The 15,215-nt window shown below is 64.5% G+C and carries 12 protein-coding genes; 5 read left to right on the top strand and 7 right to left on the bottom strand.

All coding sequences use genetic code 11. The annotated features are described in order from the left end of the window. Positions 1 to 82: 82 nt before the first annotated feature. The 5 genes from EJ903_RS17390 to msrB all read right to left on the bottom strand — a co-directional run bounded on the left by EJ903_RS17390 (position 83) and on the right by msrB (position 4,639). On the bottom strand, positions 83 to 1,573 hold the full coding sequence (locus tag EJ903_RS17390; RefSeq protein WP_126617784.1) for an ATP-binding cassette domain-containing protein: 1,491 nt from the start codon (positions 1,571 to 1,573) through the stop codon (positions 83 to 85). Next, positions 1,570 to 2,691 (bottom strand): hypothetical protein, encoded by a 1,122-nt coding sequence (locus tag EJ903_RS17385; RefSeq protein WP_126617782.1) that lies wholly within the window; start codon positions 2,689 to 2,691, stop codon positions 1,570 to 1,572. The genes EJ903_RS17390 and EJ903_RS17385 overlap by 4 nt, the downstream gene beginning before the upstream one ends. Before the next feature lie 150 nt (positions 2,692 to 2,841). Continuing rightward, a complete protein-coding gene (locus tag EJ903_RS17380; protein WP_246015704.1) occupies positions 2,842 to 3,480 on the bottom strand; it encodes a hypothetical protein in 639 nt (212 codons plus the stop codon). Then, a complete protein-coding gene (locus EJ903_RS17375; protein WP_126617780.1) occupies positions 3,477 to 4,043 on the bottom strand; it encodes a hypothetical protein in 567 nt (188 codons plus the stop codon). The genes EJ903_RS17380 and EJ903_RS17375 overlap by 4 nt, the downstream gene beginning before the upstream one ends. A gap of 191 nt (positions 4,044 to 4,234) precedes the next feature. Beyond that, positions 4,235 to 4,639, bottom strand: a complete 405-nt coding sequence (gene msrB, locus EJ903_RS17370; RefSeq protein ID WP_126617778.1) for a peptide-methionine (R)-S-oxide reductase MsrB — start codon at positions 4,637 to 4,639, stop codon at positions 4,235 to 4,237. Positions 4,640 to 4,957: 318 nt separating this feature from the next. Here msrB and EJ903_RS17365 point away from each other — a divergent pair, with 318 nt between their 5' ends. The 5 genes from EJ903_RS17365 to EJ903_RS17345 all read left to right on the top strand — a co-directional run bounded on the left by EJ903_RS17365 (position 4,958) and on the right by EJ903_RS17345 (position 11,459). Continuing rightward, entirely contained in the window at positions 4,958 to 6,151 is a 1,194-nt protein-coding gene (locus EJ903_RS17365; RefSeq protein ID WP_126617776.1) for a pentapeptide repeat-containing protein, read from the top strand. Between the two features lie 144 nt (positions 6,152 to 6,295). Beyond that, positions 6,296 to 7,816 carry an aldehyde dehydrogenase gene (adh, locus tag EJ903_RS17360; protein ID WP_126617774.1) on the top strand — a complete coding sequence of 507 codons (1,521 nt, stop codon included), beginning with the start codon at positions 6,296 to 6,298 and terminating at the stop codon, positions 7,814 to 7,816. Positions 7,817 to 7,910: 94 nt separating this feature from the next. After that, complete coding sequence (locus EJ903_RS17355; RefSeq protein ID WP_126617772.1) at positions 7,911 to 8,288, top strand: DUF779 domain-containing protein; 378 nt, start codon at positions 7,911 to 7,913, stop codon at positions 8,286 to 8,288. A gap of 61 nt (positions 8,289 to 8,349) precedes the next feature. Beyond that, positions 8,350 to 9,627: a nitric oxide-sensing protein NosP gene (gene nosP / locus EJ903_RS17350; RefSeq protein WP_126617770.1), complete on the top strand. Its 1,278-nt coding sequence runs from the start codon at positions 8,350 to 8,352 to the stop codon at positions 9,625 to 9,627. Beyond that, positions 9,624 to 11,459, top strand: a complete 1,836-nt coding sequence (locus tag EJ903_RS17345) for an ATP-binding response regulator (protein ID WP_126617768.1) — start codon at positions 9,624 to 9,626, stop codon at positions 11,457 to 11,459. Before nosP ends, EJ903_RS17345 begins: the two co-directional genes overlap by 4 nt. A gap of 91 nt (positions 11,460 to 11,550) precedes the next feature. Here EJ903_RS17345 and EJ903_RS17340 read toward each other — a convergent pair whose 3' ends face one another. Further along, complete coding sequence (locus EJ903_RS17340; protein ID WP_158627948.1) at positions 11,551 to 12,678, bottom strand: serine hydrolase domain-containing protein; 1,128 nt, start codon at positions 12,676 to 12,678, stop codon at positions 11,551 to 11,553. Positions 12,679 to 12,915: 237 nt separating this feature from the next. Next, the gene (locus EJ903_RS17335) at positions 12,916 to 14,952 is read right to left on the bottom strand and encodes a putative bifunctional diguanylate cyclase/phosphodiesterase (protein WP_126617764.1); all 2,037 of its coding nucleotides are present in this window, start codon (positions 14,950 to 14,952) and stop codon (positions 12,916 to 12,918) included. Positions 14,953 to 15,215 lie beyond the last annotated feature (263 nt).

Below are 15,215 nucleotides of genomic sequence, written 5' to 3'. Positions count from 1 at the left end.
TGCGCGGTTGCAGCAAAGAACTATGCGGCGTCGCATAAACCGAACCCACGCTCCGCTTTCACAGGCCGCCATCGCCCCGGCCTTAGAACGTCAGGGTCAACACCGACACGATGGCGTGCACCATCAGCGTCACCGTCACCCCGGCGATGATGGATTGGGCGATGGCGGTGTTGATCGCGATCACCGAATCCTTGGGCCGCATGCCGATGACAATGGCGATTCCGCTGGCCACCAGCCCGCTCAGCGCCACCTTCAACAGCACCCAGCCCATCTTCGGCGACGGCGTCAACCCATTGACCAGCAGCTTGCGGAAGAAATGATCCTGCCACAACTCCCGGTGCTGTTGGGGGAACAGCAGATGCCAGGTTTCCATCGATCCCCAGCTTGCCACCGCCAGCGACACCGCCAGCAGCAGGCCCGACCCGACCACCATGTTGATGACGATGGCGGTGAAGATGTAACCGCGCGCCGGGATTTGCAGGTTTTCCATCGCCTTGAACTGCGAGGACAGCACCCGGTTGCCGATGTCGGCGGCGATGATGGCGTTGTTGCGGGCCACGAACAGGATGCTGCTGATGAGCGGCACGGCAACGGTGGCTTGCACCAAACCGACCCCGACCAGCGTTTCGTCGTGCAGCACCGATTTCAGGAAGCCGCCGAAGGAGTTGTAATTGAAACCGAACCACATGGACACAAAGCCCATGATCAACGCCCCCATCCCCATGTAGATCAGCATCAGGGGCGAGGCGCACAGCACCCAGAAATATTCGGCGAGGTAGCGCAGGAACCAGTGCAACCCCGACCGCCGTCCGATGGACTCCGGCCACGGGTTGGCCGGAGCCGGGGCGGTCCCCCGGCCGTCGTCCACGCTGGTGCGGACCAGTTCGGCCTCCACCAGATCAGCGTCCGGCGGCACCTCGATCAACCGCCGCCCGCGCGTGTCGAGCAGCAGCACCCGGTCGGCGATGGGCAACAGATCCTTCACATGGTGGGCGACGATCAGGGCCGGTTTGCCCATCACCTGACACAGGCCGCGAATCAGTTCGCCCAGGCGGCGGGCCGACACGACGTCGAGGCCGGAGTTCGGTTCGTCAAACAGCAGCACCGGGCGGTCGGCCAGCACGGTGCGGGCGATGGCCAGACGTTGGCGCTGCCCGCCGCTGCACGCCGCGATGCGCTTGTCGGGGCCGACATCGGCCAGCAGAGCGGCGGCGTCGCGCATCAGCGACGGGTGGGTGCTGGTGGCGTGGTCGGCGGCGATGCGCAGATTTTCAATGGCCGACAGATCGTCGAACAGCGCGTGATCCTGGAAGACGATGCCGCCGATGTCGCTGCGCTCGTGGCTGAGGTCGATGGTCCGGTCGCCGTGGCGAAGCTGGCCCGTCACCGTCCATCCGTCCTCGCCAACCTCCAACAGGCCGCCCAGCAGCTTGACGATGGTCGATTTGCCGCCGCCGCTGGGGCCGACCAGCAACACCACCTCGTGCGCGCGCAACTCCAGCGTGGTGTCGTTCAGCACACGCCCGCCACCGGGCCGCGAGATCGTCAGATTGTCGATGGTGATGTCGGTCACGGCGTGGCGCTCCGCACCAGAAGCTTGGGCACAGTGGAATCAACGCTCAGCATCGCGTCGCGCTGCTGCGGCGTCATCAGGATGATGACCGGGCCGGGCCGTCCGCCGACCAACCCGTTGAAGGTGTAGGCCGCGACCGCGTTCAGATCGCCGCCCTCGCGCACGCCGAACAGGATGCGGGGGGCCATCAGCGACAGGTCGCTGGTTGGCCCGCTCATCGGCGACAGGTAGGCGGCCATGCGCGGATCCGTGACCAGCCGGAACAGGGTTTCCTCGATCCGGTGATCGGCGGCCAGCGCGTCGATGGCGTTGCCCGCGAACACCTGCAGAAACGCCTTGCTCTGCCGGGTCTCGACGATCTGGGCCAAGGCGCGCTCCAACACGCCCTGGTCACGCATGTCGCGCAAGGCGGCTTCCACCGCCTGCTCGACCGGGGCCATGTTCCAGGGCTTGGCGTTGAACACGCTGAACACGGTGCCGACGTTGGCCTGCACAATGTCCCACAGCAACCCGTCGAGGCGGCGCATCAGCAGGGGGCGCACCTCGCGGTTGGCGACGTCGCGCAGGATGGGTTCGGCTCCGCGCAGCATCTCGTTGTAGGCAGCGCGGGTGGAGGGCAGCTTCCACGCGGCTTCGATGGCGTGGCGGGCGGCGTCCTGCAACAGCGGGCGGTATTCGTTGGTGAATTCCGGGGAATGCAGGACCTGATCGGCGGATTGGCGCAGCGATTGGGCCAGCGCGTTCACCCCGGCGCGCAGGCGGGTGCGCTCCTCGTCCGTCGCCAACAGCCACAGGGCGCGCAGGTCGGCGGAAAACAGCACGCCTTCGCTGGCGTCGGCCAGCAGGGGTTCATAGGGATCATAGAGCGTGACCCGGATTCGCCCGTCCGAATCGCGGTTGGCGTAGCCCGACCGGATGGTGCTGCGGTCGGCCCGCAGGGTCAAAACCGGAAAGGTGCCGTTCAACGGTGGCAGCGTTTCGGGGGCCACCGGCACGAAGGACAGATTGGGTGGTGCGCCCCGCAACGGCAAGGCGGCCATTCCGGCAGCGACGAACAGGCCCAGCAGACACAGGCTGGCCAAGGCCGGCAACACGCCCGACCGACCGACATCATCCATAGCTTGCTCACCCCACTGCCCGGCGAACCGACACGCGCGATGCAGGGAAGCATTTTAAATCACGGTGAAACAACAGAAATAAGCGGATTTTCCCCAAAGCCTAGGGTTCTCCGCGATGTGGCACCGCAGTGCGGCAACGTTGCTCCGCGTTCAGGGACGGGCCGCCGATGTTTTGTTGCGCGCGGCCCGACCGCTGCCCTTTCCGGCCCCGTCGCCGCCATCCTCATCCCGGCCTGGGCGGCGAAAGGTGCTGAGTTCGGCGATGCGATTCACCGACAGGCCGCTGATTCGGCATCCGGCCACCTCCACCACCTCGAACCCGGCCCGACGCGGAAAGCGGGACGCGACACGGTCGCGCGCCTCGCGGTCGCCATCAGACACCAGCAGATAACGGCGCACACCGCTCCATCCCCGCTGCCCGCGTGCCTCGGAACTGATGGTGGGAGAGCAACGCACCGCGACCTCCCAGAATCGCCCTGGGCGGGGTTCCTGACGGTCGAAGATGAAATAGCGGTCCATCGGGGCCGCCTTCTTCTTCTCGAACTCAACCAGGGTCGCTTGCAGATCGGTTTCGGCCTTTCCCACCCGCTTTTCCATTTCGGCGTAATGGTGGGCAAGTTGGGCGTAATCCGATGCGACGTCGGCCACCTCCCGCGTCACCTCATCAACCTTTTCCTTCAACTTGCCGTTGGCGATGCGGGTCAGAACCAGTTGGCGACGCCAATAGCGGTTGGACAGAACGGTCAGCACCATCAGGCCCAACGCGCAATAGAGCAGCATCCCGGTCATGCCGAACCATCCTGCTCCGCCACGGGGTCGGGGGCCAGCGCCAGCGGAACCACCGGGGAGGAGGCCAGACCGTTGCGCTGGCCAAAGGCCATGTGCAGCGTGGCGTGAGCCTGATCGGCGGAGTTGGCGAGGATGTGGACGACGTTGCGGTATTCCCAGATCTGACGGGAAAAGACGATGTCCTTGCGGTCCAACTGCGCAAAGGCTTCGCTGACCCCCAACTGTGCCCAATAGACATCGGTGTCGCCGTCGGTGTCGCCCACCTCGTGCACCAGTTCAATCTTCGAATATTCAAGCGCTTTCAATTCGCTCTGGGTTTTGTGGCGGCGTCCGGTGAACTCGGTCAGGCGGGCCTGCAGTGTGGTGAGATCGACGCGTTTGCGTTCCGTCTTTTGCCGCCATTCGGCAAGCGCGGCGCGCTTTTTTTCATAGGTGCGCTGGGCCAGACCTTCCTTTGCCTTTTCCGCGCTGACCCGCCCCACGTCAATGACAATGGACAGCCCAAGCGCGGCGGCGCTGGTCAGCAACAGCAACAACCCCAGAAACTCGGCGGAAACCACCATACGTCCACCCAAACCCGGCCAACGGCACCCCTTGCGCCCACCCGAAGGACGGGCCGGCGCAAGGAAAGGGCACGCCGCGACACCGCGTCGCACCGGAGCGATCATACCACCGAGTTTGTGTGTTCGGGTTGTAATTTTTCAGCGGCGATTGATCGCAGCGCTTCCGCCACTGTGCCCGCTGTCCGAAAGACTTATGTTTCCGGGGTGTCACGTGGGGCAAAGGTCATGGCAACCCCGTTCATGCAGTACCTAAGGCCGGTTGGCTGTGGTCCATCCTCAAACCGATGACCGAGATGGCCGTTGCAGCGGGCGCAATGCACCTCCGTGCGTGGATAGGCCAGCTTGTAATCGGTGGAGGTGGCGATGGCACCGGGCAGCGGCTCCCAAAAGCTGGGCCAGCCCGACCCGCTGTCGTATTTGGTCGTGCTGCTGTAGAGCGGCTGGCCGCAACCGGCGCACAGATACAGACCGGCTCGTTTTTCATCGTTGAGCGGGCTGGAACCGGGGCGTTCGGTGCCGTGTTCGCGCAGAACGCGATGCTGATCGGGGGTCAGGATCCGTTGCTTGTCGCGGTCATTGACGGTGCTGCTGCTCATGGCGGTGCCTCCGGAGAGTGGGAAAAGGCCTGTGGCAGCGGATATGTGGAGTTTTTGTCCCGAACCCAAGGGGCCTCACGGCGGGTTCACACGCTTGTGACCCAAAACAGGGTCAAAAATTCAAGCTGGAAATTTGTGGGTATTCCAAAAGAATCTAGCGCCCCGGCCTGTTTTGGCGAGGGTTGAGTCCTTTCCGTGGCGGTGCCGATCCGGTATTATAGCGTCGACCAATTGTAGACCCTGTTGCCATTCGAAAGGCGCGCGCCCTGTGACGTGTCTGCGAAATCGCTGCATCCATCGCAACGGTGAGGCCATCGCATGATGGACGAACGCTATTTGCGGGCGGTGCGCGACACGCTGGTGAAACACCAACAGTGGTTGTTGCGCGATCCGGCGGGCCAAGGGCGGCGTGCGGACCTCAGCTTTTTCGATCTGACCGGGTTGGGCTTGAGCCGTATCAACCTGTCCGGGGCCAAGCTGACCGGTGCCTGTCTGGCCCGTGCCCGCCTGATGGGAACGGTTTTGACCCGCGCTGACCTTTATGGGGCCGATCTGTCGCGCGCCGATCTCTCCGGGGCGCAGTTGCAGAACACCGATCTGCGCGGGGCGCGGGTGGACGGGGCGCAACTGGCCAAGGCCAACCTGTCCGGTGCCGATCTTCGGCGGGGCATGATGATCGAAGCCGGGGACCGTCGTGGCGGCGGCAACGCCGACGGCAGCACGACGTTTGTCGGGTGCAGCATGGCCGAGGCGATCTTGACCGACAGCCGTCTGGCCCAATGCGATTTTTCCGGCAGCAACATGGCGGGGGTCGATTTTTCCGGGGCCGACCTCAGCGGGGCCATCCTGATCGGGGCCGATCTGACCGGGGCGGTGATGCGGCGCGCGGTGCTGGACGGTGTGCTGATGTGCGGCGCGCGCCTGAACGACGAGTTGCGTACGGCGTTGGAGCGCAAGGGCATCGACGTCGATGGGACCGGCATGACCACCACGGCGGCCCGGATGGCGGACATGCTGTCCGATCATCAGCGTTGGGTGGACAAGGACGGCAAGACCGGTGCCCGCATCGAACTGCAACGGGTCGATTTGCGCGGCTATTCCTTTGCCAATCAATTGATGTGCGGTGCCGTGATGCGGTTCTGCGGGCTGCGCGGGGCGGATTTTTCCGGGGCCAAGCTGGCAATGGCTGATTTGTCCTATTGCGACTTGCGCGATGCCGATTTTACCAGCGCCGATCTGTCCGGCTGCAATCTGGAAGGGGCGAACCTGACCGGGGCAAAGCTGTGGCGGGCGCGGTTGCGCGGGGTGGACCTGACCGGCGACGGCACGCGGCTGTGGCCGACCAACCTGACCAACGCCCGGTTGGCCGGGGCCGACCTGCGCGACGCCAGCCTGGCCGGGGCGTTGCTGATCGGCACCGACCTGACCGGCATCAAGACCAGCCTCATGACCTTGAAGGGGGCTGATCTGTCAAAGGCGGCCGGGCGGCAGCGCGTGGCGGTTCCGGCGTGACGGGGATGTGAACGCACCCCATATCGGCCTTCCGCATCCTCCCATAGTATCATTTACCGATGACCCTCCCTCTGGATTAATGGCGGCGACAAACGCGCCGGGCCGAAGCAAACACAGGCCCGCCATCCAGAGAGGAAACGGAACATGCTCCACCAGGCTCTCGAAACGCTGCAAAAGCAAATCGCCCTTCGCCCCCGCTATGACAACTTTATTGGCGGGCAGTGGGTTGCCCCGGTGGATGGCCAATACTTCACGAATTTGACGCCGATCACTGGCAAGCCGCTGTGCGAAGTCGCCCGTTCTCAGGCCGCCGACATCGAATTGGCGCTGGACGCCGCGCACAAGGCCAAGGATGCCTGGGGCCGCACCTCGCCGACCGAGCGTTCCAACATCCTGCTGAAGATCGCCGACCGCATGGAAGAGCGGCTGGAACTGATCGCGCTCGCCGAATCCCTGGACAACGGCAAGCCGATCCGCGAAACCCGCGCCGCCGATCTGCCGCTGGCCGTCGATCACTTCCGTTATTACGCCGGTTGCATCCGCGCGCAGGAAGGCTCGATCGCCGAGATCGATCACACCACCTACGCCTATCACTTCCATGAGCCGCTGGGCGTCGTCGGCCAGATCATCCCCTGGAACTTCCCCCTGCTGATGGCGGCGTGGAAGCTGGCCCCGGCGCTGGCCGCTGGCAACTGCATCGTGCTGAAGCCCGCCGAACAGACCCCGATGGCCATCATGGTCCTGATGGACGTCATCGGCGATCTGCTGCCGCCGGGCGTCATCAACGTCGTCAACGGCTTTGGCATCGAAGCGGGCAAGCCGCTGGCCACCAACAAGCGCATCGCCAAGATCGCCTTCACCGGCGAAACCTCCACCGGCCGCCTGATCCTGCAATACGCCTCGGAAAACATCATCCCGTCCACGGTGGAGCTGGGCGGCAAATCGCCGAACATCTTCTTTGAAGACGTGATGGCCGCCGACGATGATTTCCTGGACAAGGCGCTGGAAGGTTTCGCCATGTTCGCGCTGAACCAGGGCGAGGTCTGCACCTGCCCGTCGCGCGTCCTGATCCAGAAGTCGATCTACGACCGCTTCATCAAGCTGGCGGTGGAACGCGTCGCCAAGATCGTCCAAGGCCACCCGCTGGACGGCAACACCATGATCGGCGCGCAGGCGTCGCAGGATCAGCTTGAAAAGATCCTATCCTACATCGCCATCGGCAAGGCGGAAGGGGCCAAGGTTCTGCTGGGTGGTGAGCGCGCCCATCTGGGCGGCGAACTGGAGGGCGGCTATTACGTGCAGCCGACCATTCTGGAAGGCCACAACAAGATGCGCATCTTCCAGGAGGAAATCTTCGGGCCGGTGGTCGCCGTCACCACCTTCGAAACCGAAGAAGAGGCGCTGGCCATCGCCAACGACAGCGATTTCGGCCTGGGGGCCGGTGTGTGGACCCGCGACGGCAACCGCGCCTTCCGCATGGGCCGTGGCATCCAGGCTGGCCGCGTCTGGACCAACTGTTACCACCTCTATCCGGCGCACGCGGCGTTCGGTGGCTACAAGCAGTCGGGCATCGGCCGTGAAACCCACAAGATGATGCTCGATCACTACCAGCAGACCAAGAACCTGCTGGTCAGCTACAGCCCGAAGGCGTTGGGCTTCTTCTGATCCTGTGCTCCTCCCCCCATCGGGTGGCACTTGGGCCGGGGCGTTGTCCCCGGCCCTTTTTGTTTCGCATCCTTTTCGCGACGGAGGATCACGCATGGTGGACCGCGTCACCGCCACGCCCGAGGCGTTGGCCCTGCTCGACCGGCTGGCCGCCCGGCATGGCCCGTTGATCCTGCATCTGTCGGGCGGCTGTTGCGACGGGACCGCCCCGCTGTGCCTGCCGCGCGGCGAGTTCCGCATGGGTGGTGGCGATCTCTGCCTGGGGTTGGTCGGGGAGACGCCCTTTTGCATGGGGGCCTCGACCTATGGCTATTGGGCGCATTGTCAGGTGATTCTGGACGTGATCCAGGCGCGCAGCGGCGGCTTTTCGTTGGAGGCCCCCGACGGCGTGCGCTTCGCCGCGCGGGCGCGGCTGTTCACCGATGAGGAAACGGCGCAATTGACGCCGCCGACGCCTGCGGACAGGCTGTAACACCCCACCCGCAGGCGGCTCGCCGCCCAGCGGTTCCCCGGACACAGGCGCGCTTGCACCCATGGTCGCTTTCACCCGCCCGCGCAACCGACTTTCCCGCCGCCACCCGTGGAGCACGCTGGCCGAACCCCCGCCGGGAACGGACGCACCCGCCCCCCCACCGGCCAGCGCCCCCGCCGACGGTACGACGACGCACGCCATCCCGCGCGCCGTCTCGCAGGCCGAGGATCCGGGCGTGGCGGCGCGGGAGTTGCGCGACGGGTTGGGTGACGGGTTGGAACTGGTCGTCGTCTTCTGCGCCCCCAGCTTTGACCGCGACGCCTTGGCCGGGGCGTTGACGGCGGCGTTCGGGACCATCCCGGTGATCGGTTGCACCACAGCGGGGGAGATCGGGCCGTTCGGCTATTTGTCCGGCGCGCTGGTCGCCGTCGGCTTCCCATCAGAGGATTTTTCGGTGGTGACGGCGCTGGTCGATCCGGTGGACCGCTTTGAAATCGCCGATAGCACCGCCATCGTGCAATCGCTGCTGGAGCGGCGCGACCATGCGCTCGCCGACCGGGCGGTTCCGTTGGGGGAGGAGGCCGACAGCTTCGCCATGCTGCTGATCGACGGCCTGTCGATGAGCGAGGAAACGGTGGTCAGCGCGCTCCACAACGCGCTCATCACCATTCCGCTGTTTGGCGCGTCGGCGGGGGACGATCTGCATTTCGAACGCAGCTTTGTGCTGCACGAGGGGCGGTTCCGCAGCAACGCGGCGGTGGTGGCGCTGTTCACCACGGCGCGGCCCTTCACCGTGTTCCACACCCAGCATTTTGTCCGCACCGATCGCAAGATGGTCGTGACCGGGGCCGATCCGCAGCGCCGCATCGTCACCGAAATCAACGCCGAACCGGCGGGGCCGGAATACGCCCGTTTGGTGGGGTTGGAGGGGGAAACGCTGACGCCGATGATCTTCGCCTCCCACCCCGTCGTCGTCCGGGTGGGCGGGGAATACCATGTGCGCTCCATCCAGAAGGTGAACGACGACGAAAGCCTGACCTTTTTCTGCGCCATCGACGAGGGCATCGTGCTGACGGTGGCGGAGGGGGTCGATCCGGTCGCCAATTTCGACGCGCTGATGTCCGGCATCGTGGCGGAGGTCGGGTCGCCCGATCTGGTGCTGGGCTGCGACTGCATCCTGCGGCGGTTGGAGATGGAACAGCGCCAGTTGGGCGCGGTGATGTCGCAGCGTCTGGCCAGCCACCGGGTGGTTGGCTTCTGCGCCTATGGCGAGCAGGTGAACGGCATGCACGTGAACCAGACCTTCACCGGCGTGGCGATTGGGGCGCGCCCGGTATGAAGCCCGCCAGCGCCAAGACCGCGACTCCACCGACCGACGCCGAGCGCATCGCGGCGCTGGAGCGGGAAAACGCCAAGCTGCAGCGCATCAATCAGGTGCTGATGGACCGGGTGGAACGGTCGATGGATTTCCAGGGTGGGGCCTTTTCCCTGTTCCAGACCGCCATCGTGCTGGAAAACCGCATCCGCGAACGCACGCTGGAGTTGGAACGCGCCCTGCACAAGCTGGAGGACAGCAACCGCGACCTCGCCCGCGCCAAGGAGTTGGCCGACACCATGCGCGCCCGGCTGTTCGAAGCGATCGAGGCGGTGAACGAAGGCTTCGCCCTGTTCGATTCCAGCGACCGGCTGGTGCTGTGCAACAGCAAATACCTGTCCTATTGGCCGGGGGTGGCGGGCCGCATCCAGGCGGGCATCCGCTTTTCCGAACTGGTCGCCATGGTGGCGAGCGCCGGGGCGGTCAGCGATCCCCCGCCCGATCAATGGCTGCGCGAGCGGATGGACCACCGTTTGGACATGCGCGGCGTCTTCCTCAACCAACTGGCCGATGGCCGGTGGATCCAGGTGAACGAGCGGCGCACCCGCGACGGCGGGGTCGTCGGCGTCTACACCGACATCACCGACATCAAGCGGGAGGAGGCGCGGCGGCGCGAATCCGAACAGGCGGAAAAATCCGCCCTGATGCAACTGAACGATCAACTGCAACTGGCCAAATCCCAAGCCGATCAGGCCAACCTGTCGAAAACCCGCTTCATCGCGGCGGCCAGCCACGATCTGCTGCAACCGCTCAACGCCGCCCGCCTGTTCGTGTCGGCCCTGTCGGATCTGGAGCGCGGCGGGGCGACGGGCGAACTGGTGGAAAACGTCGATCTGGCCCTGGCGTCGGTCGAGGATCTGCTGTCGGCGCTGCTCGACATTTCCAAGCTCGACGCCGGGGCGGTGACGCCGGAGCTGACGGAGTTCCCGTTGCGCGGCGTGCTGGTCCCGCTCGCCACCGAATACGCGGCGGTGGCGGCGGAACGCGGCATCCGCCTGCGGGTGGTGACGAGCGGGGCGGTGGTGCGCAGCGACATGCGGCTGTTGCGACGGATTGTGCAGAATTTCCTGTCGAACGCGCTGCGCTACGTCCAGGGCGGGCGGGTGGTGGTTGGCTGCCGCCGCTGCGCGGACGGGCTGCGGATCGAGGTGTGGGACAACGGCCCCGGCATCCCCGCCGACAAGCGGGAGGAGATTTTCCAGGAGTTCCGCCGTCTCGACACCCCCGTGACCAACGGGCGCGACCGGGGCATCGGGCTGGGGTTGGCGATTGTCGACCGGGTGGCGCGCATGCTCGATCACCCGATCAGCGTCCGGTCCACCCTGGGCAAGGGATCGGTCTTCGCCGTCACCGTGCCGCGCGTCCGCGCGCCGCGTGGCCTGCGCGCGCCTTGCGCCCCGGCACCGGTTCCGCGCACCGACCGGCTGGCCGGGCTGTCGGTGCTGGTGCTGGACAACGAACCGGCGGTGGTGGCGGGAATGGAGGCGCTGTTGCGCGGCTGGTCCTGCCGGGTCGTGTCGGCCATGTCCGGCGATCAGGCGCTGGCGCGGCTGGCCGGGTTGGATCGCCCGCCCGATCTGCTGATCGCCGATTACCACCTGGACGATGGCGCGCTGGGCGTGAACGAGATCGCCCGCCTGCGCGCCGCCGCCGGTCGGCCGCTGCCCGCCCTGCTCATCACCGCCAACCGCACCCCCGAACTGGCGGCGGAGGCCAAGGCCGCCGACTGCCTTGTGCTGAACAAACCGGTGAAACCGGCGCAACTGCGCGCGGTGATGTCGGGGTTGGTGGGGTAGGCGTGTTGGATGATGCTTCAATGATTGGAGCAAGAGGCTGATTTGTTTATGCCGCTGAAACCGTGACGCTTATCGTGCTCTTCATATTCCATCAAATCAACCATCCGTATTCACGTTCGATTGATTCCACCAATTCTCGTATCAGCGGCCCCCCTTGATCGGAATTCACCATAACAACAACGCCTTGACCTTTGACGGGGCGCAATTGCAGCTCGGCCAAAAAGCCATGATTGACACCCGAATGGCCAAAGCGGAATTGGTCATCTTTTCCCGTGCAGAACCATCCCAGTCCGGCAAAATCCATTCCGACGCTTTCCCCCGGTATCTGGGGCTGCAACATGGCGGTCAGGTTTTCGCGGAACAAGCCAAGGTTAGTGGCCTCACCGCGAAGACCGCGCATAACGGCGACTCCCAAGCGGGCAAGATCGCCCGCTGTTGTCCAAAGCCCTGCGGCTGCCATCTCGGGATAGACATGCCAGTCCCCCGGAATTGGGACACCATCGTGCAAATGTCCTGCCGCCGCACGCGCCTTCATATTTTCTGACAGCGGTTGTTCGTAACTGCTGTCACGCATCCCGAGCGGCTTGAACATGAGTTCATGCATGAAGTCAGCGAATGGCTGATCGGTAGCGTCCGTCACGGCCAATTGAGCAATGGTTGTCCCTCCGCCAGAGTAACGGAACTGTGTACCGGAAACCAAATCGAAGAGGACAGGTGGGGTGTTTGCCGGTGGGGCACCATCCAAAACCTCGGTGACGGTGGGCCACTGTGCGTTCATAGAGTAACCGGGAAAGCCATGAACCGTTGCGCCCGCGCTGTGACTCAGAAGCTGGCGCAAAGTCACTTTTGGAATCAGGCCGTTGTCGTCGGTCGGTAGGTTCCAAGACCTGATGATGCGTGTGATATCCTCGTCGAGATCAATCCGTTTGTCTTGGTGGAGTCGCATGACCGCTAAAGCGAAAACGGATTTGCTGATGGAGGCAGCCTGAAACGGTGTGTCCTCCGTCACGCAGGCAGGCAGCCCATTCTTTCGAACGCCGAATCCTTTGTGCCACGCGACATCAAAATGATCGATCACAGCTACGCTGACACCCGGAATGGAAAGACACGCCATTCGATCGTGAAGCGTGTGTGTGCTTGGATCCGGATGCGCCAAGGCAGGGGGGCGTTTGAGATTTCCTATGATGCGGTCAATCCGCTCACACACCTCCACAGCCATTGACCACCCTCCTCGGCTCAAAAAGATCATGCCTGTTGATACAGGCAATGCCACTTTGCGCCTGGACTGTAACTTTAAAACATATCCATTTCACCGTTGTTCAATCGAATGCTCTTCGCCCTAATTTGTCAGCAAAACAACAGGGGACCAGCCGGGACAAACGGTCCGGTCTGGAACCACCCGAACCCAATGCAGAGACCGACCTGCTCCCCTTGATCAGGGAGTGGGATGTTCCCCTCACCCCGTCAACGCCATGTCCTGGCGGGCAAAGGCCGCCATCACCATGGCTTCGGCGGCATCCGCCGACACCGGACGGGAGATCAGATAACCCTGCAGGCGGTCGCAGCCGGCCTCCGCCAACCAGCGGCGTTGCTCCAGCGTTTCCACCCCTTCGGCGACGGTGGACAGCTTCAGCCGCTGGGCCAGCGCGATGACGGTGGACGCGATGTCCGGCGCGTGGGGAAGGTCAGTGACAAAGCTGCGGTCGATCTTCAGCACATCGACCGGCAATTGCCGCAGATAGGCCAGCGAGGAATAGCCGGTGCCGAAATCGTCGATGGCGATCCGCACCCCCAACCCCCGCAGCCGGTTCAGCGTGGGCAGATGGTGCAGAACGTTTTTCATGATGACGGTTTCGGTGATCTCGATCTCCAGCAACTCCGGCGCGGTCCCATTGCGGCGCAGGGTGCTTTCGACCAGATCGGCGAAGCTGGAATCGGCCAGTTGCCGGGCCGAGACGTTGACGGCGATGGGCAGCGGCCCATGGTCCAGCGCCCAGCGGGACGCCGTTCGGCAGGCCTCCTCCAGCACCCAGGCCCCGATGTCGAGGATGAGGCCGGTGTCTTCGGCCACCGGAATGAACTCCATCGGTGAGACCGGCATGCCGTCCAACCGCCAACGCAACAGCGCCTCGAACCCGGTCAGGGCACCGGTGGCGGCGTCGATCTTGGGCTGGTAGGCCAGTTCAAAATCCCGGCGTTCGGTGGCGGCGCGCAAACTGGCTTCCAGGCGCAAGCGGGCCATCGCCCGTTCGGTCATTTCGCGGGTGTAGAAGACGAAACCGTCGCCGCCATCGGCTTTGGCCGCCTGCATCGCCGCGTCGGCCATGCGCATCAGTGCGTGTTCATCTGTGCCGTCGGTGGGGTAGAGCGCGATGCCGACGCTGGCGGTGATGTGGACGCGGTGGCCATCGACGTTGGTCAGGCGGCGCAGGGCACCCAGCAACCGACCGGCGACCATCGCCGCCTCGTCCGAACCGGCCACCCGTTCCAGAATGACCAGAAACTCGTCGCCGCCCAACCGGCCAACCGTGTCGCAGCGCCGCACGCCATCGCTCAACCGCTCGCCGGTTTGAATCAGAAGCGCGTCGCCGATGTCATGCCCAAGGCTTTCGTTCACCCGCTTGAAGCGGTCCAAATCCACATGCAGCACCGCCAGACGCCCTTGGGTGCGGTTGGCCATGTCGATGGCGTGGCCCAAGCGGTCGATCAGCAAGGTGCGGTTGGCCAAGCCGGTCAAGGTGCAGCGCGTCACCAGACGCCGCAACTCCGTGTGCTCGCGCTCCAGCATCTCCAATGTGTCGTTGAAGCGGGAGACCAGGAAGCCCAGCTCGTCATCGTCATGGCCGCGCGGAACGGTCAGGGGTTGGTTTTGCGGTTTGCCCGGCTCGATCCGGGCCACGGCGTAGCCGATGCGCACCAACGGGCGTGTCAGCAACCGGTGAAAGACCAGGGCCATCGTCAACCCGATCAACAGGTTGCGCAGCACCCCCGCCGCCAGCGTGGTCGCGGCGTACTCCAGAAAACGATCCGCGACGGCGGTGGGATCGATGCCGATGCGCAGATGGGCAAAAACACGGCGGGAGGCATCGTCACCATTGGGCATCAGCAACGCATGGTCGATCTGGGGCCGGTCCACGAACAGCAGGGTGATGGCAAGGCGTTGCAGGATGTGGTTCGGTTCGCCCGCGCGTTCCCGCCGGATGAAAACCAAACCATTGTCCAGCACGATGTCGGCCCATCCGACGGTGCGCACCCCCATCACACCGCTCATCACCTGTTCGGCCAGATTGTGGTCGAGCGACCAGGCGGCGGTCGTTGCCGCGCCATCCATCAGCGTGGCCACTTCCGCCATGCGGTCCAGCGCGGCGGCGCGTTCCCGCGTTACGGTCCAGCCGAACTCAACCGCCGTGATGGCAAAGCCGATCACGAAGGCGGCCAGAACGGCATGGATCGCCTGCTTCAGCGTCAGGCTGCGCAGGAGCGGGATGGACATGTGCACACACCCTTTGTGGTCTTCGCCGGTTGCCCAGCGCTGTTCATCGCCAACCGACCGCGCGGTTGTGACGAAAAGCATCAATGCCGGACGGTCGATGACTCCGTCGCTGCGGATTTGTGAAATTTTTGAAACAGCGCTGGGGTGGTTTGTGTCAACGCGGATGCATGAGTCCTAGGGCCTGTTGACATTCAGGCGAAGAATGGGATTCCCGTGGTCGCAGAAATTTGATTCAAGGCTACCGAAAGGGAGGTGGCCTTGGT

The sequence above is a fragment of the Azospirillum griseum genome (assembly GCF_003966125.1).
In the GTDB taxonomy this organism is placed as follows: Bacteria; Pseudomonadota; Alphaproteobacteria; order Azospirillales; family Azospirillaceae; genus Azospirillum; species Azospirillum griseum.
The sequence above is the reverse complement of the archived record's forward strand: the minus strand, read 5'-3'. Positions and strand labels throughout refer to the sequence as shown.

Bases quoted from the DNA above. Each gene is read 5' to 3' on its own strand.
- EJ903_RS17385 (WP_126617782.1), bottom strand. From the start codon at position 2,691: ATGGATGATGTCGGTCGGTCGGGCGTGTTGCCGGCCTTGGCCAGCCTG.
- EJ903_RS17380 (WP_246015704.1), bottom strand. From the start codon at position 3,480: ATGACCGGGATGCTGCTCTATTGCGCGTTGGGCCTGATGGTGCTGACC.
- EJ903_RS17375 (WP_126617780.1), bottom strand. From the start codon at position 4,043: ATGGTGGTTTCCGCCGAGTTTCTGGGGTTGTTGCTGTTGCTGACCAGC.
- msrB (WP_126617778.1), bottom strand. From the start codon at position 4,639: ATGAGCAGCAGCACCGTCAATGACCGCGACAAGCAACGGATCCTGACC.
- EJ903_RS17365 (WP_126617776.1), top strand. From the start codon at position 4,958: ATGATGGACGAACGCTATTTGCGGGCGGTGCGCGACACGCTGGTGAAA.
- adh (WP_126617774.1), top strand. From the start codon at position 6,296: ATGCTCCACCAGGCTCTCGAAACGCTGCAAAAGCAAATCGCCCTTCGC.
- EJ903_RS17355 (WP_126617772.1), top strand. From the start codon at position 7,911: ATGGTGGACCGCGTCACCGCCACGCCCGAGGCGTTGGCCCTGCTCGAC.
- nosP (WP_126617770.1), top strand. From the start codon at position 8,350: ATGGTCGCTTTCACCCGCCCGCGCAACCGACTTTCCCGCCGCCACCCG.
- EJ903_RS17345 (WP_126617768.1), top strand. From the start codon at position 9,624: ATGAAGCCCGCCAGCGCCAAGACCGCGACTCCACCGACCGACGCCGAG.
- EJ903_RS17340 (WP_158627948.1), bottom strand. From the start codon at position 12,678: ATGGCTGTGGAGGTGTGTGAGCGGATTGACCGCATCATAGGAAATCTC.
- EJ903_RS17335 (WP_126617764.1), bottom strand. From the start codon at position 14,952: ATGTCCATCCCGCTCCTGCGCAGCCTGACGCTGAAGCAGGCGATCCAT.